This is a genomic window from Kribbella sp. NPDC020701 (assembly GCF_055562215.1).
The window spans coordinates 486,087-505,491 of the sequence record NZ_JBVHFT010000001.1 but is presented as its reverse complement, the minus strand read 5'-3'; the positions used below and the strand labels follow the sequence as shown (position 1 = coordinate 505,491).

The 19,405-nt window shown below is 69.2% G+C and carries 20 protein-coding genes; 4 read left to right on the top strand and 16 right to left on the bottom strand.

The window, feature by feature from the left end; translation table 11 throughout:
* Positions 1–63: 63 nt before the first annotated feature.
* Entirely contained in the window at positions 64–678 is a 615-nt protein-coding gene (locus ACZ3HV_RS02300) for a GNAT family N-acetyltransferase (protein WP_465680061.1), read from the top strand.
* Positions 679–749: 71 nt separating this feature from the next.
* Here the strand turns inward: ACZ3HV_RS02300 and ACZ3HV_RS02295 are convergent, their stop codons facing one another.
* From ACZ3HV_RS02295 to ACZ3HV_RS02285, 3 genes are all read right to left on the bottom strand, one after another.
* Positions 750–1,379, bottom strand: coding sequence for a DinB family protein (locus tag ACZ3HV_RS02295; RefSeq protein WP_465680059.1), 630 nt, complete (start codon positions 1,377–1,379; stop codon positions 750–752).
* Between the two features lie 1,090 nt (positions 1,380–2,469).
* Positions 2,470–4,062 carry a DNA polymerase Y family protein gene (locus ACZ3HV_RS02290; RefSeq protein WP_465680057.1) on the bottom strand — a complete coding sequence of 531 codons (1,593 nt, stop codon included), beginning with the start codon at positions 4,060–4,062 and terminating at the stop codon, positions 2,470–2,472.
* On the bottom strand, positions 4,062–4,961 hold the full coding sequence (locus ACZ3HV_RS02285) for a hypothetical protein (RefSeq protein WP_465680055.1): 900 nt from the start codon (positions 4,959–4,961) through the stop codon (positions 4,062–4,064). The genes ACZ3HV_RS02290 and ACZ3HV_RS02285 overlap by 1 nt, the downstream gene beginning before the upstream one ends.
* A 63-nt stretch (positions 4,962–5,024) precedes the next feature.
* On the opposite strand from ACZ3HV_RS02285, the gene ACZ3HV_RS02280 reads away from it, so the two are divergent.
* Together ACZ3HV_RS02280 and ACZ3HV_RS02275 are read left to right on the top strand one after the other, a co-directional pair.
* On the top strand, positions 5,025–5,489 hold the full coding sequence (locus ACZ3HV_RS02280; RefSeq protein WP_360378818.1) for a PPOX class F420-dependent oxidoreductase: 465 nt from the start codon (positions 5,025–5,027) through the stop codon (positions 5,487–5,489).
* A gap of 3 nt (positions 5,490–5,492) precedes the next feature.
* Complete coding sequence (locus ACZ3HV_RS02275) at positions 5,493–6,236, top strand: PIG-L deacetylase family protein (protein ID WP_465680052.1); 744 nt, start codon at positions 5,493–5,495, stop codon at positions 6,234–6,236.
* Here ACZ3HV_RS02275 and ACZ3HV_RS02270 read toward each other — a convergent pair.
* The 13 genes from ACZ3HV_RS02270 to ACZ3HV_RS02210 form a co-directional block, all read right to left on the bottom strand.
* Positions 6,202–6,891 (bottom strand): GntR family transcriptional regulator, encoded by a 690-nt coding sequence (locus ACZ3HV_RS02270; protein WP_360378813.1) that lies wholly within the window; start codon positions 6,889–6,891, stop codon positions 6,202–6,204. The genes ACZ3HV_RS02275 and ACZ3HV_RS02270 overlap by 35 nt on opposite strands.
* Before the next feature lie 152 nt (positions 6,892–7,043).
* On the bottom strand, positions 7,044–7,982 hold the full coding sequence (locus ACZ3HV_RS02265) for an alcohol dehydrogenase catalytic domain-containing protein (protein WP_465680050.1): 939 nt from the start codon (positions 7,980–7,982) through the stop codon (positions 7,044–7,046).
* A gap of 144 nt (positions 7,983–8,126) precedes the next feature.
* Positions 8,127–9,026 (bottom strand): amidohydrolase family protein, encoded by a 900-nt coding sequence (locus ACZ3HV_RS02260; RefSeq protein ID WP_465680048.1) that lies wholly within the window; start codon positions 9,024–9,026, stop codon positions 8,127–8,129.
* A 1-nt stretch (position 9,027) separates the two neighbouring features.
* Complete coding sequence (locus ACZ3HV_RS02255) at positions 9,028–9,417, bottom strand: cupin domain-containing protein (protein ID WP_465680046.1); 390 nt, start codon at positions 9,415–9,417, stop codon at positions 9,028–9,030.
* Complete coding sequence (locus ACZ3HV_RS02250) at positions 9,414–10,988, bottom strand: FAD-dependent monooxygenase (RefSeq protein ID WP_465680044.1); 1,575 nt, start codon at positions 10,986–10,988, stop codon at positions 9,414–9,416. The genes ACZ3HV_RS02255 and ACZ3HV_RS02250 overlap by 4 nt, the downstream gene beginning before the upstream one ends.
* Positions 10,985–11,746, bottom strand: coding sequence for an SDR family NAD(P)-dependent oxidoreductase (locus ACZ3HV_RS02245; protein ID WP_465680042.1), 762 nt, complete (start codon positions 11,744–11,746; stop codon positions 10,985–10,987). Before ACZ3HV_RS02245 ends, ACZ3HV_RS02250 begins: the two co-directional genes overlap by 4 nt.
* The gene (locus ACZ3HV_RS02240) at positions 11,743–12,441 is read right to left on the bottom strand and encodes a GntR family transcriptional regulator (RefSeq protein WP_465680040.1); all 699 of its coding nucleotides are present in this window, start codon (positions 12,439–12,441) and stop codon (positions 11,743–11,745) included. Before ACZ3HV_RS02240 ends, ACZ3HV_RS02245 begins: the two co-directional genes overlap by 4 nt.
* Positions 12,438–13,274 (bottom strand): fumarylacetoacetate hydrolase family protein, encoded by an 837-nt coding sequence (locus ACZ3HV_RS02235; protein WP_465680038.1) that lies wholly within the window; start codon positions 13,272–13,274, stop codon positions 12,438–12,440. The genes ACZ3HV_RS02240 and ACZ3HV_RS02235 overlap by 4 nt, the downstream gene beginning before the upstream one ends.
* A gap of 159 nt (positions 13,275–13,433) precedes the next feature.
* Positions 13,434–13,829, bottom strand: coding sequence for a RidA family protein (locus ACZ3HV_RS02230; RefSeq protein WP_465680036.1), 396 nt, complete (start codon positions 13,827–13,829; stop codon positions 13,434–13,436).
* Positions 13,829–14,917 carry an Ldh family oxidoreductase gene (locus ACZ3HV_RS02225; RefSeq protein ID WP_465680034.1) on the bottom strand — a complete coding sequence of 363 codons (1,089 nt, stop codon included), beginning with the start codon at positions 14,915–14,917 and terminating at the stop codon, positions 13,829–13,831. Before ACZ3HV_RS02225 ends, ACZ3HV_RS02230 begins: the two co-directional genes overlap by 1 nt.
* Before the next feature lie 118 nt (positions 14,918–15,035).
* Positions 15,036–15,815, bottom strand: coding sequence for an ABC transporter permease (locus tag ACZ3HV_RS02220; protein WP_465680032.1), 780 nt, complete (start codon positions 15,813–15,815; stop codon positions 15,036–15,038).
* Positions 15,812–16,633, bottom strand: a complete 822-nt coding sequence (locus ACZ3HV_RS02215) for an ABC transporter ATP-binding protein (protein ID WP_465680030.1) — start codon at positions 16,631–16,633, stop codon at positions 15,812–15,814. The genes ACZ3HV_RS02220 and ACZ3HV_RS02215 overlap by 4 nt, the downstream gene beginning before the upstream one ends.
* 10 nt (positions 16,634–16,643) lie before the next feature.
* Positions 16,644–17,669 (bottom strand): ABC transporter substrate-binding protein, encoded by a 1,026-nt coding sequence (locus ACZ3HV_RS02210; protein ID WP_465680028.1) that lies wholly within the window; start codon positions 17,667–17,669, stop codon positions 16,644–16,646.
* Positions 17,670–18,045: 376 nt separating this feature from the next.
* On the opposite strand from ACZ3HV_RS02210, the gene ACZ3HV_RS02205 reads away from it, so the two are divergent.
* Positions 18,046–19,404, top strand: a complete 1,359-nt coding sequence (locus ACZ3HV_RS02205) for a sensor histidine kinase (protein WP_465680026.1) — start codon at positions 18,046–18,048, stop codon at positions 19,402–19,404.
* Position 19,405 lies beyond the last annotated feature (1 nt).

The following is a 19,405-nucleotide window of genomic DNA, read 5'->3' as shown; positions in this document are numbered from 1 at the left end:
GCTGCACGGCGTGGGATTTTGTTCCGGACGTGGATCGTCCGGAACCGGGGTTAACCTGCGGGCATGCGGCAGGTGATCGAGGACACGCAGGTGACGTTCGTACCGGCCAACGAAGCGTCGTGGGAGGACCTTCAGGCGATCTTCGGTACGACCGACGCCGGGTACTGCCAGTGTCAGCGGTTCAAGATCCGCGGCTGGATCTGGACCGCCTCGACCCTGGACGAGCGGATGGGGATGCTGCAGGACCAGACCGCGTGCGGGATCCCGGACGCGCCGTCCACGAGCGGTCTGGTCGCGTACGTCGACGGCGAACCGGCGGGCTGGGTCGCGGTCGAACCGCGCACGGCGTACGTGAAGCTCCGGACCTCGCGCGTGCCGTGGACGGACCGCTCCGAGGACAAGGACGACGACAGCGTCTGGGCCGTCACCTGCATGGCCGTCCGCAAGGGCTTCCGCGGCCGCGGTCTCACCTACCAGCTCGCCCGCGCCACCATCGACCACGCCCGCACCCGCGGCGCCCGCGCCCTCGAGGCCTACCCGATGTTCACCCAACCCGGCCGCACCATCACCTGGGGCGAGCTCCACGTCGGCCCCCACCAAGCCTTCGAAGAAGCCGGCTTCCGCCAGGTCACCCACCCCACCCTGCGCCGCACCGTGATGCGCATCGACCTCACCTGATCAGCGAGCTTCCAGTCGGCGCGCTTCCGACGGCTTCAGCGAGCTTCCAGTCGGTGCGCTTCCCGACGGCGTCAGCGGGCTTCGAGGAGGGTGAGGTCTCGGGAGGCGAAGCGGTAATGCTCGCACTCCTCCTCCATCAGTACGCCCAGGCATTCACCGACGGGCCGTTCCTCCTCGGGGTAGCCGGGCGCTGGTGACCGTAGGCAGGGTCGGCCGAGGTCGGCGTCGGTCAACCCGTCGAGTACGCCGCGCACCACCGCCATCCGATCCGCCCGCGCCGCCTGCACCTCGTCGTACGTCGGTTGTGCGTCGAGATCCATGCCGAGCGCCGCGGCATCCGCCGGAGCGTACGCGGTCTGCGGCAGCGCGAGCGGGTGGAACGGGCTCGGCTCGTCGAGAATCGTGCGGCTCACCCACGAGTCCGTGATGAAGACGAGGTGCCGCAGGGTCTCGACGAACGACCACTCATCGTGGACACGCTCGTACCGAACCGACTCCGGCAGCCGCTCAGCCCGCGCCGTCAACTCCGACCAGAGCCCTTCAACCGTCCCCCACATCGCCCGGAAGTCGTCCGCGTTCCGTATCCCGCGCAACTGCACCCGCTCGGGATGCCGCCGATCAAGCTCAGCCTCGACGTACCCAGTGACGTCGACCCCGTTCACTACGAGGTTGCTGACCCACCCCGACACATCGACATCCACCAAACACCCGTCGACGATCCGCACCCCACTCAAATCACAGTCAACGAACCGCGCGCCCCGCAGATCCCGCACCACAAAACTCGCACCCCGGAACCGCTCATTGTCCCCATCATCGTGCCACCCCGCCGACCACCGATGCGGCCCAAACTGCGCATCCCCGAGCCCCTCCACCACCATCTCTCCATCCATCACGCCATTCTCACCGACACTCCCTACCCACCTCCCCCACGACACGTCCACCACACCCCGTCCCCACCACCTACGCATCCGCCACCGAATCGCGCCGCCCCCGATTCCGCCCCCGAATCCGCCCCCGAATCCGCCATAGCAGCCGCCCCGACCGCCCCGCACCAACAACATTCGAGGGGATAACCCCCGAGCTGGAGGGTTGCCCCCTCGGATTCTGAGTGGGCAACCCTCCAGCTTGGGGGTTATCCCCTGAAATGTTCGCGGACATGTTCGACCAGCTGAACGCCGACGGGCTGACCGGGGCCAGCGAGCTCCACGCCCGCCCCGACGACCGAGTCGTGGATCCAGGCGGCCGACTCGCCGGACACGGCAACCCCAACCCACGACTCACCACCTGCGGAGAACACACACGCCAACCACTACCCACGACTCGATCCACACCCGCGTTCCTCGCCGCAACCACAACCACCGGCTACCGAGCCAGCGCACGGCGGGTGGTGCCGACCCAGGGACAGGTGGTGCTGTGGGAGCGCACGGGGTGGGTGGGGCTGGTGCTGGCGCGGTCGGTGGTCAGTCGGTGTACACCCGGCGGGTTGTGCTGGCGCGAGTGTTCCTGGAGTACGGCCAGGCCGCCCGAGACACGTGCTGCTCAGGCGGGGGTTCTCCGGGGTAGGTGGGGCTGGGGGTGCTACCCGGGCGGGTTGTACTCGGTGCGGGTGGTGCTGCCGGGGCGGGTGTTCAGGTGGTGCTACCCGGGCGGGTGTACTCGGTGCGGTGGTGCTGCCGGGGCGGGTGTTCAGGTGGTGCTACCCGGGCGGGTGTACTTGGTGCGGGTGGTGCTGGGGTGGGTTTGGCCAGGTGCCGGTCGGGGAGGATGTGGTGCTGGGGTGGGCGGGGGGGGTTAGTCGTAGGTGGCTTGGGCTTGCCAGGTTGTTTGGTGGAGGGTGAAGAGCCAGGCTCGGGTGTCGGCGGTGTGGAACTGGAAGCGGGCCTGGCGGGACTCGGTGGTGGGGTCCCACCAGCGTTCGTCGGTGAGCCAGGGGCCGGCCCAGGCGGTGATCGGGTGGAGTTTGTTGCTGTCGGCAACTTGGGGGGCGGGGGCCAGGCGGAAGGCGGTGGGGGTGCCGGAGAGGTCGCCGCGGGCGGTGACCGAGACCTCGGTGCCGTCCTCGGCGTACACCTTCGCCAGCAGGGGCTGGGGGAAGATCGTGGTGGGTGCGAGCACCGGCCAACGCGCGGGATCGGTGGATGCGATCGCACCCGGCCAGGGCTGGTCCGGCGGGCGGGCCGGCACCGGGCGGTCGCCCCACGGGATCAGCGTCTGCCGCTCCGCGAATCCGCGCCCGCCGCCGATCACCACCGACGCGACGGCACCGTGACCGAGCATGCTCTGGACCCGCGACAGTGCCCGGTGGATCCGCTCGTCCGGCCCACCACCCCACAGCCCGTCGACGTGCGCACCGACGGGATCCGCCTGGTCGGGGACGAGCCGGAGCCGTACGACGGGTGACGTCAGCTCGCTGGTCGCCGTACCGCTCCCCTGCAGTTGCCAGCGGACCCGGTCCACCACGTCGGCCGCGGTGAACCAGCGTGGATGCAACCACTCCCGCTCGTGGATCCGCCCGGACTCGGTGCCGATCTCGACCCGGAGCGTCGTACACACCAGGCCGAGCTCGGTCAGCCGGGCGATCAGCTCGTCGGCGACCGAGCGGACCGCGAAGGCGACCTGGTCGACCCGGTCCACGGCCGGCTCGAAGTCGAGGGTGCGGGTGAGCTCCGGCGGGATCTCCCGGCCCACCACCGGGCGATCGTCGTACCCACAGGCGAGCCGGTGCGCGAAGGCACCGGCCGGACCGAACCGGGTCAGCACCTCGGTGCCGGACAGCTTCGCGAACGCGCCCAGCGACCGCAGCCCGAGCCGGCGGAGCAGGTCCGTGAGGGTGGGCTGCTCGAGGACCTCGACGGTGAGCGGCGCCAGGAACTCCGGGGATCCTCCGGCCGGCACCACGTGGATCCGCGTCCGCGCCGAGCTCGCCCGGGCCGCCTGCTCGGCCGCGAACGGACCGTCGGCGATCCCGACCCGGCCACCGAGGACATCGAACGTCTCCAGCCGGTCGAGCAGCTTCTCCGCGGCCGTGGACTCACTGCCGTAGAACCGGGCCGGACCGCGCGCCTTCAACGCGCACATGCCCGGGCGGATCACCTGGACGCCGGGCGTGAGCGCCTCCAGACACGCGATCACCGGGTCGAACGCGCGGGCGTCGATCACCGGGTCGTACTTCAGTACGACGAGCTCCGGGCACCGCGACTGCGCGTCCCGGGCGCGCTGACCGCGGCGCACTCCCTCGGCCCGTGCGGCGGCGGAGGTGGCGAGCACCTTGCCCTTCTCCAGCAGGGCGATCGGCTCATCGGGGGAACGGCCCGTCGCCACCGCGGCCGCTGTCACCGGCCAGTCCGGCACCCAGATCACCATCGTGCGAGTCAGCCCGTCCATCAGCCCACTGCCTCGATGTCATCCCACCCAGACTCTTCCTGCACGGTCTCGGCCGCAGCGGAGCGGATGCTGCCGTCCGGGCCGGGAAGCCAGAGCTGGTGCCGCCGGGGATGCACGGCGGCTCTCCGGCCGGTCACCACGACCGTCGCCTGCCGGGCGGTGAGCAGACCTTCACCCTCGCCCAGGCCGGTCCAGGTGTTGCTCTCCACCTCGAACCGGGCCTCACTTCCCGGCCAGGAACCGGACGCGATCAGCATCGCCCCCCGCGTCCGCAGCCGCGCGGCGAGCCGGGATGCCTCCCCCGGCGTCACCTCACCGGGCGGACGGACGACCACCACGGTCAGTGCGTCGACCAGCGCGGCGACGACGTTGAGCCAGTCGTGTCCCGGTTCGGGCACCAGCACGAGCCGCTCCAGGTCGACCCCGAGCCCGCGCGCCGCCTCCGCGCCGAACGACGGCAGCCCGACGACTCCGCACCACGCACCCTCCGCGGACGGGCCGGCCATCAACGCCATCACCAACGCGGCACTACCACGCACCGAGTACGCCGATCCGCCGCGCAAGCTGGCCCCGGACAGCAACTCGGACACCGCCGGCAGCGTGGGCAGCGCCCGCTCCACACCGGCGGTGTCCAGCGCCTGCTGCACCCGCGTCTCGGTGACCCGCGTATCGAACCCGGTGACCGAGGCGAGGCGCGCCGTGGGAGCGGCGGGGTGATCATGGGGGTCCGGATCGAGGTCGTGTGGAGAGTCCGGGTCGAAACCGCTGACCGCGGTGAGACGAGGAGTGGGCTGATCAGGGAGATCCCGGGTAGCTTCCTGAGCCCGGGCAAGGAGCATCCGAGCCTGGTCGAGCGCCGTGACCCGACCTTCCTGGCCGACTGCGGAAGTCCCCGTCATAACCCCATGTTCGAACACCTGTTCGAACATGTCAATCCGATCGCCAGCCCATAGGGTGGGGGCATGCCGAGGACTATTGCCACCAACACCAAGGTCGACCTCGATGGGCTGCTGGAGTTCGTCCGGCCCCGTCACCACATGCTGCTGATCACCACCCGCGCGGACGGTACGCCGCAAGCGTCGCCGGTCTCGGGTGGCGTCGACACCGAGGGCCGCATCGTCATCTCGTCGTACCCGGAGCGGGCCAAGAGCACCAACGTGAAGCGTGAGGGGCGGGCCAGCGTTCTCGTGCTGTCGGACGACTGGAACGGCGCGTGGGTGCAGGTGGACGGCAGCGGCGAGGTGATCGAGCTCCCGGACGCAGTGGAGCCCCTGGTCGACTACTACCGCTCGATCTCCGGTGAGCACCCGGACTGGGACGAGTACCGCGAAGCCATGCGGACTCAGGGCAAGTGCCTGATCCGCATCACCCCGGAACGCTGGAGCCCGCTCGCGACGGGTGGCTTCCCCGCCCGCCTGGCTGACTGAGCGATGCGTACGGCGCTCGTCGTCCACGCCCACCCGGACGACGAGGTGTTCGCGACCGGCGCTGCCACCTCTGTGCTGAGTGCGCAGGGGTGGCACGTCGTACTGCGCACTGCCACTCGAGGAGTCTGGACAGCGGCAGAGAAGCTGCCGGCCGCCTGCGCACTGCTCGGGATCGACGAGTGGGACTGGCTCGGCGGCACGGACCGGTGGATCGACGACGGCGGTGCCAACGGACCGCGCACCCTGGCGAGCGCTGAGCTCGGTGAGGTCGCGGAAGAGATCGAGAAGAGCATCGCGCAGTTCTCACCGGAGCTGGTGCTCACGGTCGGCAGCGATGGGCTCACGGGCCACCCCGACCACATCGCCATCCACGACGCGGTCCGCCGAGCCGTACAACAAAAGCCCTGTCGCGCGTTGGGTGCACGCCTACGCGCGAAGGACGTCCGTGCGGGCCAACAACTCGTGCAAAGACTGCTACCTGGCGAAAATGTAGGTTCAGGCCACGTTGTCGGGTGCGACGACGACACACCGCTGGAGGAGATCTCCGGTGCATCCGAGCTGCAGAGACGCCAAGCACTCGACCAGTACTACGACGGCCTAGGCACACAGGAGCTGTCCGACCTCGTCACGTCGTACGACTCACGGGGTGACGGCCTGCTGCTCAGGGCAGTCTTCGACGCGTCCGGCTGGCAGCACGACCGCTTCGAAGTCCTCAAGGCTTGGAGCGGCGTTCCATCGTCTGCGTGATGCGCTGCATGGCGCCTTCCAGGTGTTCACGCAGAGCGGCCTCCGCGCCGGCCTCGTCGTGGGCGAGACAGGCATCAAGGATGGCCTGGTGCTCACGCCGGGTCTGTTCGATCCGCGCCTTGGTCTGCCGGGAGCCGAACCGGTAACGCTCGCTGTTCTGCCAGACCGGCTCGATCGCGCGCGGCAGCCAGCGCGAGCCGCCGGCCCGGTAGATGGCGAAGTGGAACTCGGTGTGCGCCTGCCGGGAGGCGATGTTGTCGCCGAGCTTCGACAGCCGGACATGCTCGGCCAGTGCGGTCCGCGCCAGCGCCGCATCCGACTCCGCGAACCGGGTCGCGGCCGCACGGACCGCGAGGGACTCCAGCGCCAGCCGGGTCGCATGCGTATCGCGCAAGTCCTCCATCGACAGCTCACGCACCCAGGCGCCCTTGTGCGGAACGATCTCGACCAGCCCGAGCGCCGCCATCCGCCGCAGACCTTCCCGGATCGGCATCTGGCTCATGTCCAGCCGCTTGGCGAGCTCCTCCAGCCGGAGCGCCGTACCGCTGGGGAGTTCGCCGGACAGGATGAGCTCATGCAGTTCGGCGGCAGCTTCCTCGGCGAGAGTACGACGGCCGGTCGGTCCCCCAGGCGTGAGCTCGAGTCGTCGGGTCATCTGGTGCGGGCTGCCTCTCTCCTCCACTGCATACAACTCTGGGAGGTAACCGTAGCCGCCGCTCGGGTATCTCGGGGCTTTCCACAACAGATTGCCCGGCGGGAGCCTCAACACACCTGAGTGGTCTAGTCCACGCTGCCCGCAAACGGCACTCAGCTGAGCGTGCTCAGGTCCAGCAAAACCCGCCCTGCTTGCCGATCCAGCACCTCACCGACACGGTCCGCGGGCAGCAGCTCGTACTCCGGTCGCCACTGCGCCGGCGCGATATCCGCCATCGCCTGACTGATCGCACCAGGCTCCAGAACGGTCCGCTGCAGATTCACCGGCAGCACCCGCAGGTCGCGGCCGATCAACTGATGCAGATCGATCGTGGTGAACTCACCGGCTCGATAACCCAGTACGGCGAGCCGTCCGCCGGGAGTGATGTGTCCGAGCACCCCACTGGTCACCGGACCGCCCACAGTGTCGATGGCAGCGTCACACCAGGGCAGCTCGCGTCCGACCTGCCCCAACTCGTCCACCCTGACGATCTGGTCGACCAGTCCGGCCGTCGCTTGCACGGACTCAGTGGTCCACGCCAGCCCGATCACCTTCGCCGCACCGGCCGACTGCGCCACCGCAGCACACAGTCGCCCGACCAGACTGGTGATCCCGGTGACCACGACCGTCTCGCCCTCGACCACCGCCGCAACCCGTCGTACGGCGGTGTGAGCGGTCAGAGCAGGTGTCAGCAACGCCACCGCGGTCGCCGGGTCCAGAGCCGAAGGCAGCCGATGTACGGCGGCGTCCGGTACGACGGCGTACTGGCCCCACAGACCAGGTCCGGTCATCCCGACACCCTCGCCACGAACCACCACCGGAGTGCCGGCTTCCAGAACGGACGAGCTGACGACAACACCGGCGCCCTCTGAGCCCGGCACGAACGGCACACTGGGCTGTTTGCCCGCCAGCACCGACCTGTCCTGCTGAGTCACGGCAGCAAGCCGCATCTCCACCAGCGTCTCGCCCGGACCCGCGACCAGCTCGACCTCTTCGGCCTTCAGCTGCTCCCCTGGACCGTGACTCCGTAACACAATCCCCCGCCAGCTCATCCACGTCCTCGCTTCACTCCGGGCGCGGATGAGGCGCAATGCACGCTGTGCTTGATGATGAACTCGCTGCGCTCGCTCATGCCTCATCCCCGTTCACCACGATTTGATATCTGATCACACCTTGGCCCTGACGAAAGAGCTGTCTCACGAGGCGACAACCCCCTTCGCCAGCGGCCGGGTCAGTTCTTCGGCCGCTGCCGCGCGCGCGGCAGAGACCGCATCACTCCCCATCGGGAACGGCCAGTCGCTCCCGGCCAGCACCCGCTCGGCGCCGAACGTCTTCGTCAGCAGTTCCAGTACGGCGTCGTCGTGCACCAGGTCGTCGACGTAGAACCGGCGCAGTGCCTCCGCGACCGGCAGGGACAGCGGCTTGATCCCCGGCCGGTCCTGATCGACCCCGCGCTGCCACCGTCCGGCCAGCGCCGCCGTCACACCACCCCCATGGCACAGGCAGAACCGGATCCCCGGAAACCGCCCCGGCACATCCGCGAAGACCAGCGACGCCGCTGCGACCCCGGTCTCGTACGGATTCCCCAACAGATTCGATAGATAGAACGACTCAAGCCGCTTGTCGTCACTGTGACCGGGATGAATGAGGGTGAACGCGGCCAGCTCGTCGAGCACCTGCCAGAGCGGATCCAGTCCCGCGTAGCTCGGCGTACCCAGGGCGAAGCCGCTGAAGACGCCTTCGCCCGCCAGGTCCGCCGCAACGGCCGGTGCGGACGGATCGAGCAGTGGCACCTGGCCGAGGACGCGCAGCTGAGGTGTGGCGAGCTCCCGAAGCCCCTGGTTCACCAGCTCGGCCCACTCGACGCCGGCGTCGTACCGGAACAGGGCGGGTGGAACGGACACCACAGCACCATCCAGGTCCTGGTCAGCGATCCACTGCAGCAGCGCAGCCGGGTCAGCCAGGCGCCTCAACGGCAGTCGCTCCCCGTCGATCAACAGCCAACCGCCGTCGATCGACAGGCCGAACTCACCGCGGTGAGCCGCCGACAGCACAGTCGGCGGTATCAGGTGCGTGTGGATGTCCCAGCCGGCCATGTCAGCGGGCGTCCTCGTCGTTGTCGTAGAACGCCGGCCGCTCCGGGTAGTGCGGGCCGTCGTAGACCTCCAGCAGGACGGACGTCTCCTCGGCGAGGGTCGGCCCGTGCACGACACCCTTGGGGTTCCAGTAGAAGCTGCCCTTGGTCAGAGTCGTCCCGGTCGGCAGGTACACGTACCGCCCGGACAGGCAGAACATGAACTGGTTCGAGGCGTGCTTGTGCTCCGACGGGATCCCCGACCCCTTTTCGAACCGCACCAGCGCGATCGACGCTTCGGTCTCCGGGTCACGCCACAGCATCTTGTGCGACAGCCCGGCGAGCGACTTCTCCACCCACTCCAGGTCCTCCGTCTGCAGCAACACCTCCCGCAGCGGCTCGTCGAACGTCACGAGACCTCCCGAGGGACGGGGCGGCCGGTGATCCGGGTGTAGAGCTCCTCGGCCACACCGGCGCCTATAGGAGCCACCGCGGCGATGTGCCCGTCCGGCCGGACCAGTACGACGCTCTCCGGCGGTACGTCGTACCTGTTCGTGGCAATGCTGCCCGGATCGAACAGAGCCCGGTCCCGCAGACCGGAGTCGTGCGGGGCGTCCCACCGGGAGACGGCGTAGTGCTTCAACGCCGGCGAGTCGTTCACCGGGATGTCCGGGCGCCGCCGTACGTCGGTGAAGTACAGCGCGACGAACGAGTCCCGGCACAGGTCGTGGATCGTCGTCCGGCCGGTGGGGCTCTGCAGCACCAGGTCAGGAGCCCGGTCACCCGCCCGGACGGCGGGAGGTCCAGCACTGGTCGCAACCATCGACCAGTCGCCCACACCGTCCACGTCGAGCCGGACACTCAGCAGCGTGCGGTTGTACGCCGTCGCCCAAGCACCCGTGTCCTCAGTGACGGCACCACGCTGATGGGCCATGTACTTGCGTGCGGCCTCGGCCATCTCGCCCGAGCCCTCGATCGCCACCGGCCGCTGCTCCTGCTCGTAGCCATCGAGCAAGGTATCCGAAGCCCAGCCACGAAGTACCCAGGCCAGTCGCCATGGCAGGTTGGACGCGTCCAGAGCACCGGTGTTCAGCCCCAGCGCCCACATCGGCGTGATCAGGTGAGCCGCGTCGCCCATCAGGAACACCTTGCGGTCCACCGTCCACTGGTCGGCGACCCGATGGTGCACGTTGTAGACGACCGAGCCGAGGAGCTCGATCCGGTCCACCTCGCCGATGAACTGCTTCACCTTGACCAGCAGGTCCTCGTCGCCCGGCGGCTCCGCCCCGGGACCGAGCGGGAACAGGAAGCGCCAGTTGTCCGGCTGCCGGATCAGCACCATCCACTCGGACTTGTCCGCGAAGTAGGCGAGGTACGGATAGTCCCGCGCGTTGTTGACGTCGAGGTCCACCAGGACATCGATCAGCATGTACCGCTCGGGCAGGGTCTGCCCCACCACCTTCACATCGAGCGCATCGCGGATCTTGCTCCGGCCACCGTCACACGCGAGCAGGTGCGAGGCCTCGATGTCGCGCGGCCCGTCCGGCGTCTCCACGTGCAGCACGACCCGGTCGTCCAGGACATCGAACGACAGCAGTCGGTGCCGGGTCAGTACCGGCTGTTCCAGCGCCGCGGCCAGGATCGGCTCCATCTTCTGCTGCGGCAGGTTGATCACGAACGGGAACTGCGTGTCGTTGACCAGCTCGGCCAGCTGCACCGAGGCCCGCGGCGTGTTGCTGGCCCGGTCGATGTCACCGATCTCGTCGATCCGCAGTGCGGCCGCCAGGATCCCGTCGACCGCGCCGTACCGGTTCCAGATCTCCAGCGTCCGGCTGAGCGTCGTCCCGGCCTTGGTGTCCGAGGACAGGACGGCGTCCTCCTCGAGCAGCACGAACGGTACGCCGTAGTGCGCCAGGCCGAGGGCCGTGGTGAGGCCGATCGGCCCGGCACCGACGACGGCGACGGGCAGCTGGTCAGCAGTCACTCATCACTCCCGGAGCTGTAGTCGTTTTCTCGCTTCGCGAAGGTTGTCAGCTTCGCAAAGGCCCGCTCCCGGGTCAGGACGGACCCGGTCATCGCGGCCGCGTCGGACAGCAGGAACAGCAGCGGACCGACCACGTCCTCGGGGTCGCCGATACCTATGGTGTCCTGCCAGTGCGACCGGTCCGCACCGGCGTTCGCTCCTCGGAACTGCTCGGTGTCGATCACGCCTGGCGCGGCCACGTTCACCCGCACCCGGTGCTGAGCCACTTCGGCGGCCAGTGTCTTGGCGAAGGCGATCAGTGCGGCCTTGCTCGACGCGTACGCCGCCGCACCGGCGTACCCGGTGACAGCCATGCCCGATGTGAACACGACCACCGACCCGGACCGCCGCGACACCATGTGCGGTACTACGGCCTGACACGTCCACACCACACCGTCGAGGTTCACCTGCAGAGTCCTGGTCCACTCGGCCGGATCCGTCTCCAGCACCGTTGACCGAGGCTGCACAGCCGCACCGGCGACCAGTCCATCGATCCGGCCGTACCGGTCGAGGACAGCCGACACAGCCGTCTCTACCGAGACCCGGTCCGCGACGTCGACCTCGACGTACACGACCGCGGGGTCGGCCGGCTTCACAAGGTCGAAGACCACCGCTGTCCCGCCGCAGGCGTTCACCGCCGCGGCCAGGGCCGCACCGATCCCGCGCGCGCCACCTGTGATCACCACGACCTCACCGGTCGCGTCGAAGCTCACCTTCATGACGACTCCTTCTGCTTCGACGTCATGGTGTCGGTGATCCGCTGGAACGCGCCGGCCAGATGGTTGCGCAATGCCTGCTCGGCCGCGTCCGGGTTGCCGGCGACACACGCGTCCAGGATCGCCTGGTGCTCCTGCCGGTTCCGCTCGATCAGGAACGCGGTCGGCCGGCTGCCGAACCGGTAGCGCTCACTGTTCTGCCAGACCGGCTCGATCGCCCGCGGAAGCCACTGCGACCCGCTCGCGCGGTAGATGGCGAAGTGGAAGTCCGCATGCGCCTGCCGGGCACCCGCCGAGTCGTGGGTCCGGGACAGCTGGAGGTGGTCGGCCAGTGCGGCCGCCGCCTTCTCGAAGTCGTCATCGGTGAATCGCCCCGCGGCGGCGCGTACGGCGAGCGACTCCAAGGCCAGCCGCGTCTCATGCGTGTCCCGCAGGTCCTCCACCGACAGGTCACGCACCCACGCACCGCGGTGCGGGATGATCTCGACCAGTCCGAGCGCCTCCAGCCGGCGGAGTCCTTCGCGGACCGGCATCTGGCTCATCTCCAGCCGATTCGCGAGCTCCACCAGGCGCAACGGCGTACCGCTGGGAAGCTCACCGGACAGGATCAGCTGGTGCAGTTCGGCCGCGGCGTGCTCCGCGAGAGTACGACGCCCTCCCTTGCCACCACCGGGCAGCAACTCCAACGGGCCGCTCATGCGCGGGCCACCTTGTTGCGTAGCTCGCCGATCTTGTCCGCACGAGTGACGACCACGTCGCCCTCCTGCAGGAACACCTGCGGCTCCCGGGCGTTGCCGATGCCGGCCGGGGTCCCGGTCAGCAGCAGGTCGCCAGGGCGCAGTGTCATACCGAACGACAACTCACTGATCAAAGTGGCGACGTCGTAGGCCATCTGCCGGGTCGACGCGTCCTGCCGCACCTCACCGTTCACCAGGCACTGCAGCTGGATGTCCTGTGGGTCGCCGAGCTCGTCGGCGGTCACGATCCACGGCCCGAGCGGCATGGTGTTGTCGATGCTCTTGCCCTTCAGCCACTGCCCGCCGTGCGCCCGCTGCAGATCGCGCTGCGACACGTCGTTGGCCAGCGTGTAGCCCCAGACATGATCCAGAGCTTCGGAGACGGGTATGTTCCGGCCGGTCGTGCCGATCACCAGCGCGACCTCGGCCTCGTAGTCCCACTTGGCCGAGATCTCCGGATCCCAGGCGATGTCGTCGTACGGACCGATCACCACGTCCGGGCCCTTGGTGAAGAACGTCGGATGCTCGGGCCGGTCCACGTCCTGGCCCTCGCGCTTGCCCTTGCTCTCCTCGAAGTGGTCCCAGTAGTTCCACCCGGTGCACAGGATGTCGCGCCGGAACCGCCGCAGCGGCGGCCGCAGCATCGCTTCGTCGTAAGGGATCTTCTCCCCCGAGAGCTCCGCGCCGCCCTGGATCACCTCGGTCAGATCCGTTGCCGTCAGCACCAGGACCGAGTCCCCCTCGAGTACGCCGGGGCGCTCCTGCCCGGCGTACTCCACCATCACGTACCGCATCTCAGGTCCACTCGACGCCACGCATCCGAATCCCCCCGGTCATGGGGCCCCCCGGCCTGGACCGAGGAGCGTAGGGAGCGAAGCGACTGGAGCGACGAGGGAAGGCCGGGAGTAACAGCCCCACGACCCGCCGCGCCGGAGGCGTGGCAATGAGCGCAGTCATGAGATCACTGCGATCGCGTTGATCTCGATCAGGTAGTCAGGGTGCGCGAGCTTGCTGACCTCGACCATCGTCGAGGCCGGCAGCGGCTCGGTGAAGTACTGCGCCCGGATCTCGTGGATCTTGGCGAAGTCCTCCATGTTGCGCACGTACACATCCACCCGGCAGACGTCCGCGAGCGTGCCGCCGGCGGCCTGGACCGCCGCCTGGACGTTCTCGCACACCTGCCGCGTCTGCTCCCGGATGTCGCCGACGCCGGCGATGCTGCCGTCCGGACGGCGCGCGGTCATCCCGGAGACGAACACGAACCGCCCGGTCGCCTCGATCGTGGTGGCCTGTGAGAACACCCCGTTCGGGCTGTGCAGCGTGGTCGTCGAAATCTGTGTCTTCGGCATCAGTTCAGTAGCCCTCCCGCCGGAACGACGGCACCGACCGCGCGCGCGGCCGCCAGCAGCCCGTCCAGCCCCGACCTCTCGATCAGTACGCCGTGCCGCCGCTGGTGTGCTGCCCGTTCCGCCTCGATCTCCCCCGGCAGGTGCAGCCGGTTCACTCCCGGCGCCGTCGCGCTGCTCCGGACCCGCGTCGCCAGTCCGGACGAGCGCCGCCGGAAACTCTCCACTCCGCCCATCAGCTCCGGGTCGATGGCCAGGAACAGGTGGGCACAGTCGTTCGGCCGGTCCGGCTCCCGGTACAGCGGACGGACCTGGTCGCCCCAGCCGCCACCGCTCAGTACGCCGGTCAGGACGTCGATCATCAGCGCCAGCCCGAAGCCCTTGTGGCCGGCCGCGGGCAGCAGCATCCCGAGCACGGCCTCCTCCGGGTCCGTGGTCGGCGTCCCGGACGGGTCGGTCGCCCAGGTATCGGGGATCGGCCGCCCGGCCGACGCCGCCAGCCGGATCTTGCCCAGGGCAACGGCCGACAGGGCCATGTCCAGCACGATCTCCACCCCGGCCGAGGTCGGCACGGCGATCGCCAGCGGGTTGTTGCCGACGACCCGCTCGGCCCCGCCCGGCGCCGGCATCAGCGGCGTGGTGTTCGACATCGCGACGCCGATGCACCCCGCCTGACCGGCCTGCATGGCCCACCGGCTGGCCGCCCCGAAGTGGTGCGCGTTGCGGACCGACACCAGACCGATGCCGTACCGGCCGGCCCGCTCGATCGCGTGTCCCATCGCCTGCGGACTGGACAGCTGCCCCATCCCGCCGCGCGCGTCCACGACCATCGCGGCGCCGGCGTCGTACAGGATGTCGAGCTCGCGCTCGCGGGTGACACCGCCGGCGTTCAGGCGCTCGACGTACATCGGAACCAGCATCACACCGTGCGAACTGACACCGCGCAGGTCGGCCTCGACCAGGGCATTGGCGATCTTCGCCGAGTCGGCCGGGTCGAAACCGAGCGAGGTGAAAACAGCCGAGACGGTCGCTTCCAGCCAGGCAGGCCGCACGAGCACGCGCCGATCCGCGTCGGACGCTTGAGCGGTCATCGGGCCTCCCGGCCTGGACTGAGGAGCGCAGGGAGCGAAGCGACCGGAGCGACGAGGGAAGGCCGGGAGCCAGGGCCCGATGACCACGCCGGCGCCGGAGGCCCGGCCAAAAGTGCTGTCACCGCGTCTCCTGCGCCCAGGGCAGCAGGAGGTGCTCCAGCAGGACCAGCGCGTAGAACAAGACGATGCTCATGATGCTGAGCAGGGTGATCGCGGCGAACGCGAGCGTCGTGTCGGCGCTCGCTCCGGACTGCTGGATCACGTAGCCGAGACCGCGGGTGGCGCCGACGAACTCGGCGATCACCGAGCCGATCACGGCCAGCGAGATCGCGACCTTGAGGCCGGTGAAGATCTGCGGCATCGCGTACCGCAGCCGCAGCTTGAAGAACTCCTGCAGCCGGCTCGCGTTCAGCGACCGGAGCAACTCGACCAGCTCCGTGGGAGTCGACTTCATGCCCTGCGCGGTCGAGATGACAATCGGGAAGAAGCACATCAGCAGCACCATCACGACCTTCGGCCACTGACCGAAGCCCATCCAGATCACCAGCAGCGGCGCGACCGCGATCTTCGGGATCGCGTTCACCATCAGCAGCAGCGGGTAGACCAGCCGCTCCAGGACCGCCGAGCTGACGATCACGAGTGCGATCGGTACGCCGATCACGATCGCGAGCAGGAAGCCCTCGATCGTCTCCAGCATCGAGGTCCCGGTCTCCTGCAGCAGGTAGCCCGGCTGGTCGAAGAACTTGACGAACACGTCACCAGGGCCGGGCAGCAGGTACGGCTGGATCGAGAACACCACCGTGGCCAGCCACCACAGCACGATCGCGCCGGCCAGGCCGATCATCGGGAGCAGTACGGCGGCGGCCGGCGAACTGGTCAGCCAGGAACGCTTGGTCATCGCTGCCGCACCTCGTCGACCGGGCGCTCGGCCGCCAGCGCGGTCTTCTCCGCGAGCAGCCCGTGCAGCAGGCCGCTGATCCGCGCGACCTCGGTCAGGTGCGCGTTCTGGCCGAGGCTGCGGGGCCGCGGGATGTCGATGTCGACGACCTCCCGCATCCGGCCCGGCCGGGGCGTCAGGACGACCACTCGGTCGGCCAGCACGACGGCCTCCTCGATCGAGTGGGTGACGAACACGATGGTGGTGGACAGCTCCATCTTGATCCGCTGCAACTCCTCGGACAGCTCGGTCCGGGTGAGCGCGTCGAGCGCGGAGAACGGCTCGTCCATGAGCATCACCTGCGGGTCGCGGATCAGCGACCGGCACAGCGACACCCGCTGCTGCATACCGCCGGACAGCTCGTGGGGCAGCCGCCGCTCGAACCCCTGCAGGCCGACCAGCTCGAGCAACTGATGCGCCCGGTCCCGGTACGCCGCTTTGCCCCGGGACGCACGCCGTTCGCCGGCGCCGCCGTCGATCTCGACCGGCAGCATCACGTTGGACAGCACCGACCGCCACGGCAGCAGCGCCGGACGCTGGAACATGAACGACACGTCCCGGCGCGGCCCGGTGACGGGATCACCCGCCACCTGGACCGAGCCGCTGGTCGGCCGGAGGAGTCCCGCGATCAGCCGGAGCAGGGTGGACTTGCCACACCCGGACCGGCCGATCAGCGTGACGAACTCGCCGGCTCGGACGTGCAGGTCGATCTTCTCGAGGGCCGTGACCCGGCCCTCGCGTCCGTCGAAGACCTGCCCTACATCGTCCAGCCGGATCATCTAGCTGTTCTCACGCCTTCGGCGCGAGGTTCAGCGTGACGACGTCCTCGGGCTTGACCGAACCGGCCGGCTGGATCGCCTTGGCGTCGTCCAGCAGCTTGATCACCGTCTTGACCCGGTTCAGGTCGACCGCGCCCAGCGGGCCGGTGAAACCGTCCGGCTTGATGTACTCCTTCATGATCTTCAGCTCTTCGGTGGCCACCGTCAGGTCGGTCTGCGGCACGTACTTCTTCAGGATCGCGGCGGCCGCGGCCGGGTCGTCATAGGTGTCCTGCAGACCCTTGAGCAGCGCGCCGGTGAACTTCTTCACCTGGTCCGGGTGGTCCTTGGCCAGGTCGGTCCGGGTGATGATCGCGTTGCCGTAGAGGTCCGGCAGCAACTTCCCGTACGGCAGCACGACGGCCTCCCGGTGCTGCGGGTCGGCCTTCTCGACCAGCGGCTTGCCGACCACGAACTGGCCGATGCCCTTCACCTTGCCCGAGGCGAGCAGGGCCGGCAGGCCCGGCGGCGGCGACGGGATGAACTTGGTCTGGTCCACCGGAATGTTCGCGGCCTTGGCGTAGACCGGGAACATGACGGTGTTGGTCGAGCCGGGCTGGTCACCGATCGACTTGCCGATCAGGTCCTCCGGCTTTTCGATGCCGTAGCCCTTGAGCGACATGATCGCGGCCAGCGACCGCTGGTGGATCATCCCGACCGTCGTCACCGGCAGCTTCTGCTTGCCCAGGGTGATCACGACGGCGGTGAAGTCGCCGATCCCGTAGTCGGCCTGGCCGCCGGCGACCAGTTTCATCACGTCGACCGTGCCGGAGCCCGGGTTGATCGTGACGTCGAAGCCGGCGTCCTTGAAGTAGCCCTTCTCCAGAGCGACGTACGCATAGGCCTCGCGGCCGAAGGTGTTGAACGAGGTCAGGTAGCTGACCTTCGTCAAACCGGTGTCCGCTGCCTTGTCCTTGTCGTCACTGTTGTTACAAGCACTGACCAGGGCGAGCCCCAGGACCGTCACCAGTGCGATGACGGAACGCCTCAACCTCATATCGACCTCTCTCGTCCGATATTTGATCAAACATCAAATCTGCAAAGGTGGTCAATCGGCCCACGGGGACTTCACAGCGACTTAACGTCCACTGCCCCGGGTCCCGCGCCGAGCCGCCGGCCACCCGTCCTGGAGCCGTTCCCCATGCCTGTCCGTGTCCGGACCGGCATCCCGCCCCGACCACAGACCGTACCCGCATGGACAGCAGATCGCGACGTCCACCGGCTCCGAACCCGTCCCTACCCCGTCAAATTTGTGTAAACCGCCACTTCCGGGGTGACTCAGCCCACGCTCGGCGGGCCGGGTTGCAGGGTCCCTCCCGGGGTTCCCTCCGCGGAGGGAGGTGGCAGGCGGCGGGATTTGACACGATGAGGGGGTGACGGACGGACTGGTACGCGGGTCGGAGCGTCCCGCGCGCGAGTCGGCGCCGGGCCGCCGGTCCACGCCCCCGTTGCGCCGCTGGGCGTCGTACGCCGCTCACGCGGTGACCAGCCTGGTCCGGACGTCGACGTACCTGCGCTGGGTGTATCTGCTGCTCGGTGCCGCGCTGGTGCTGGCATTCATCCTGGTGGACAGCGCGATCGGCTCGGTCGCCGAGGACCTGCAGTTGCCGAAGGTTGCCAGCGGCATCGTCATCGCGATCCTGGTGGCCACGCCGCCGATCGTGCTCGGCATGTTGCCCGCGGTCCGCGAGGTGGAGGGCATCGCAGTCGAGTCGCTGCTCGGCGTGCGGTTCGAGGAGCGCCCGCTCGGCCCGGCGCGGACCTGGGCGCAGCGGCGCCGGACGACGATCTGGTTCTGCCTGCATCTGGTCGCCGGCGGGGTCGTCGGCATTCTCAGCACGATCGTGTTCGTGGTCGGCGCGATGTGGCTGGTGGCACCGTTGCGCTCCCCCGGTCCGCGCGACATCGCCCCTGGGTTGTCGTACAACATCAGCGGCACCTGGCGGGACCTCTGGCTGCCGGCCGCCGCACTGGGCGGGATCGTCGGCCTCTTCATGCTGTCGGCCGCGGTCGGCGCACTGCTCGCCCATCTGGCGCCTCGCGTCCTCGGACCAACCGCGGCCGAGCGCATCGAGCTGCTCGAGCGACAGACCGCAACGCTTGCCGAGCGCAACCGTCTGGCCCGGGAGTTGCACGACAGCGTCGGGCACGCGCTCAGCCTCGTCACCATCCAGGCGGCCGCCGCGCGCCGGGTGCTGTCGAGCGACCCGGAGTTCACCGAGACCGCGCTGGCCGCGATCGAGACCTCGGCCAGGGCCGCGCTGGCCGACCTCGACCACGTGCTCGGCCTGCTCCGCGACGACCGGCGGCCTGGCTCCCGGACCACGCCGCAGGCGACGCTCGGCGACCTCGACCCGCTCGTCGACGCCACCCGGGCCGGCGGGATCACGGTCGAGCTCGAGCGGTCCGGCCGGCTGGACCAGCTGCCGGCCGCGGTCTCCCGGGAGGCCTACCGGATCATCCAGGAGGGCCTGACCAACGCGATCCGGCACGCCGGCCGTCCAGCTGGTGAGCTCAGCGTGGACATGTCGATCCGGCTGGACGCCTCCGGGCTGCGGCTCGCCGTGACCAACCCGGTCAGCGGCGCCTCGGACACCTCAGGCGGCGGCCGTGGATTGGCCGGGATCCGTGAAAGGGTCGCCGTACTGCAGGGGACCGTGGACGCCGGCCCGGACGGGGACAGCTGGCGGCTCGCGGTCACCTTGCCGGTCAGCGTGACGACGAAGGGATGAC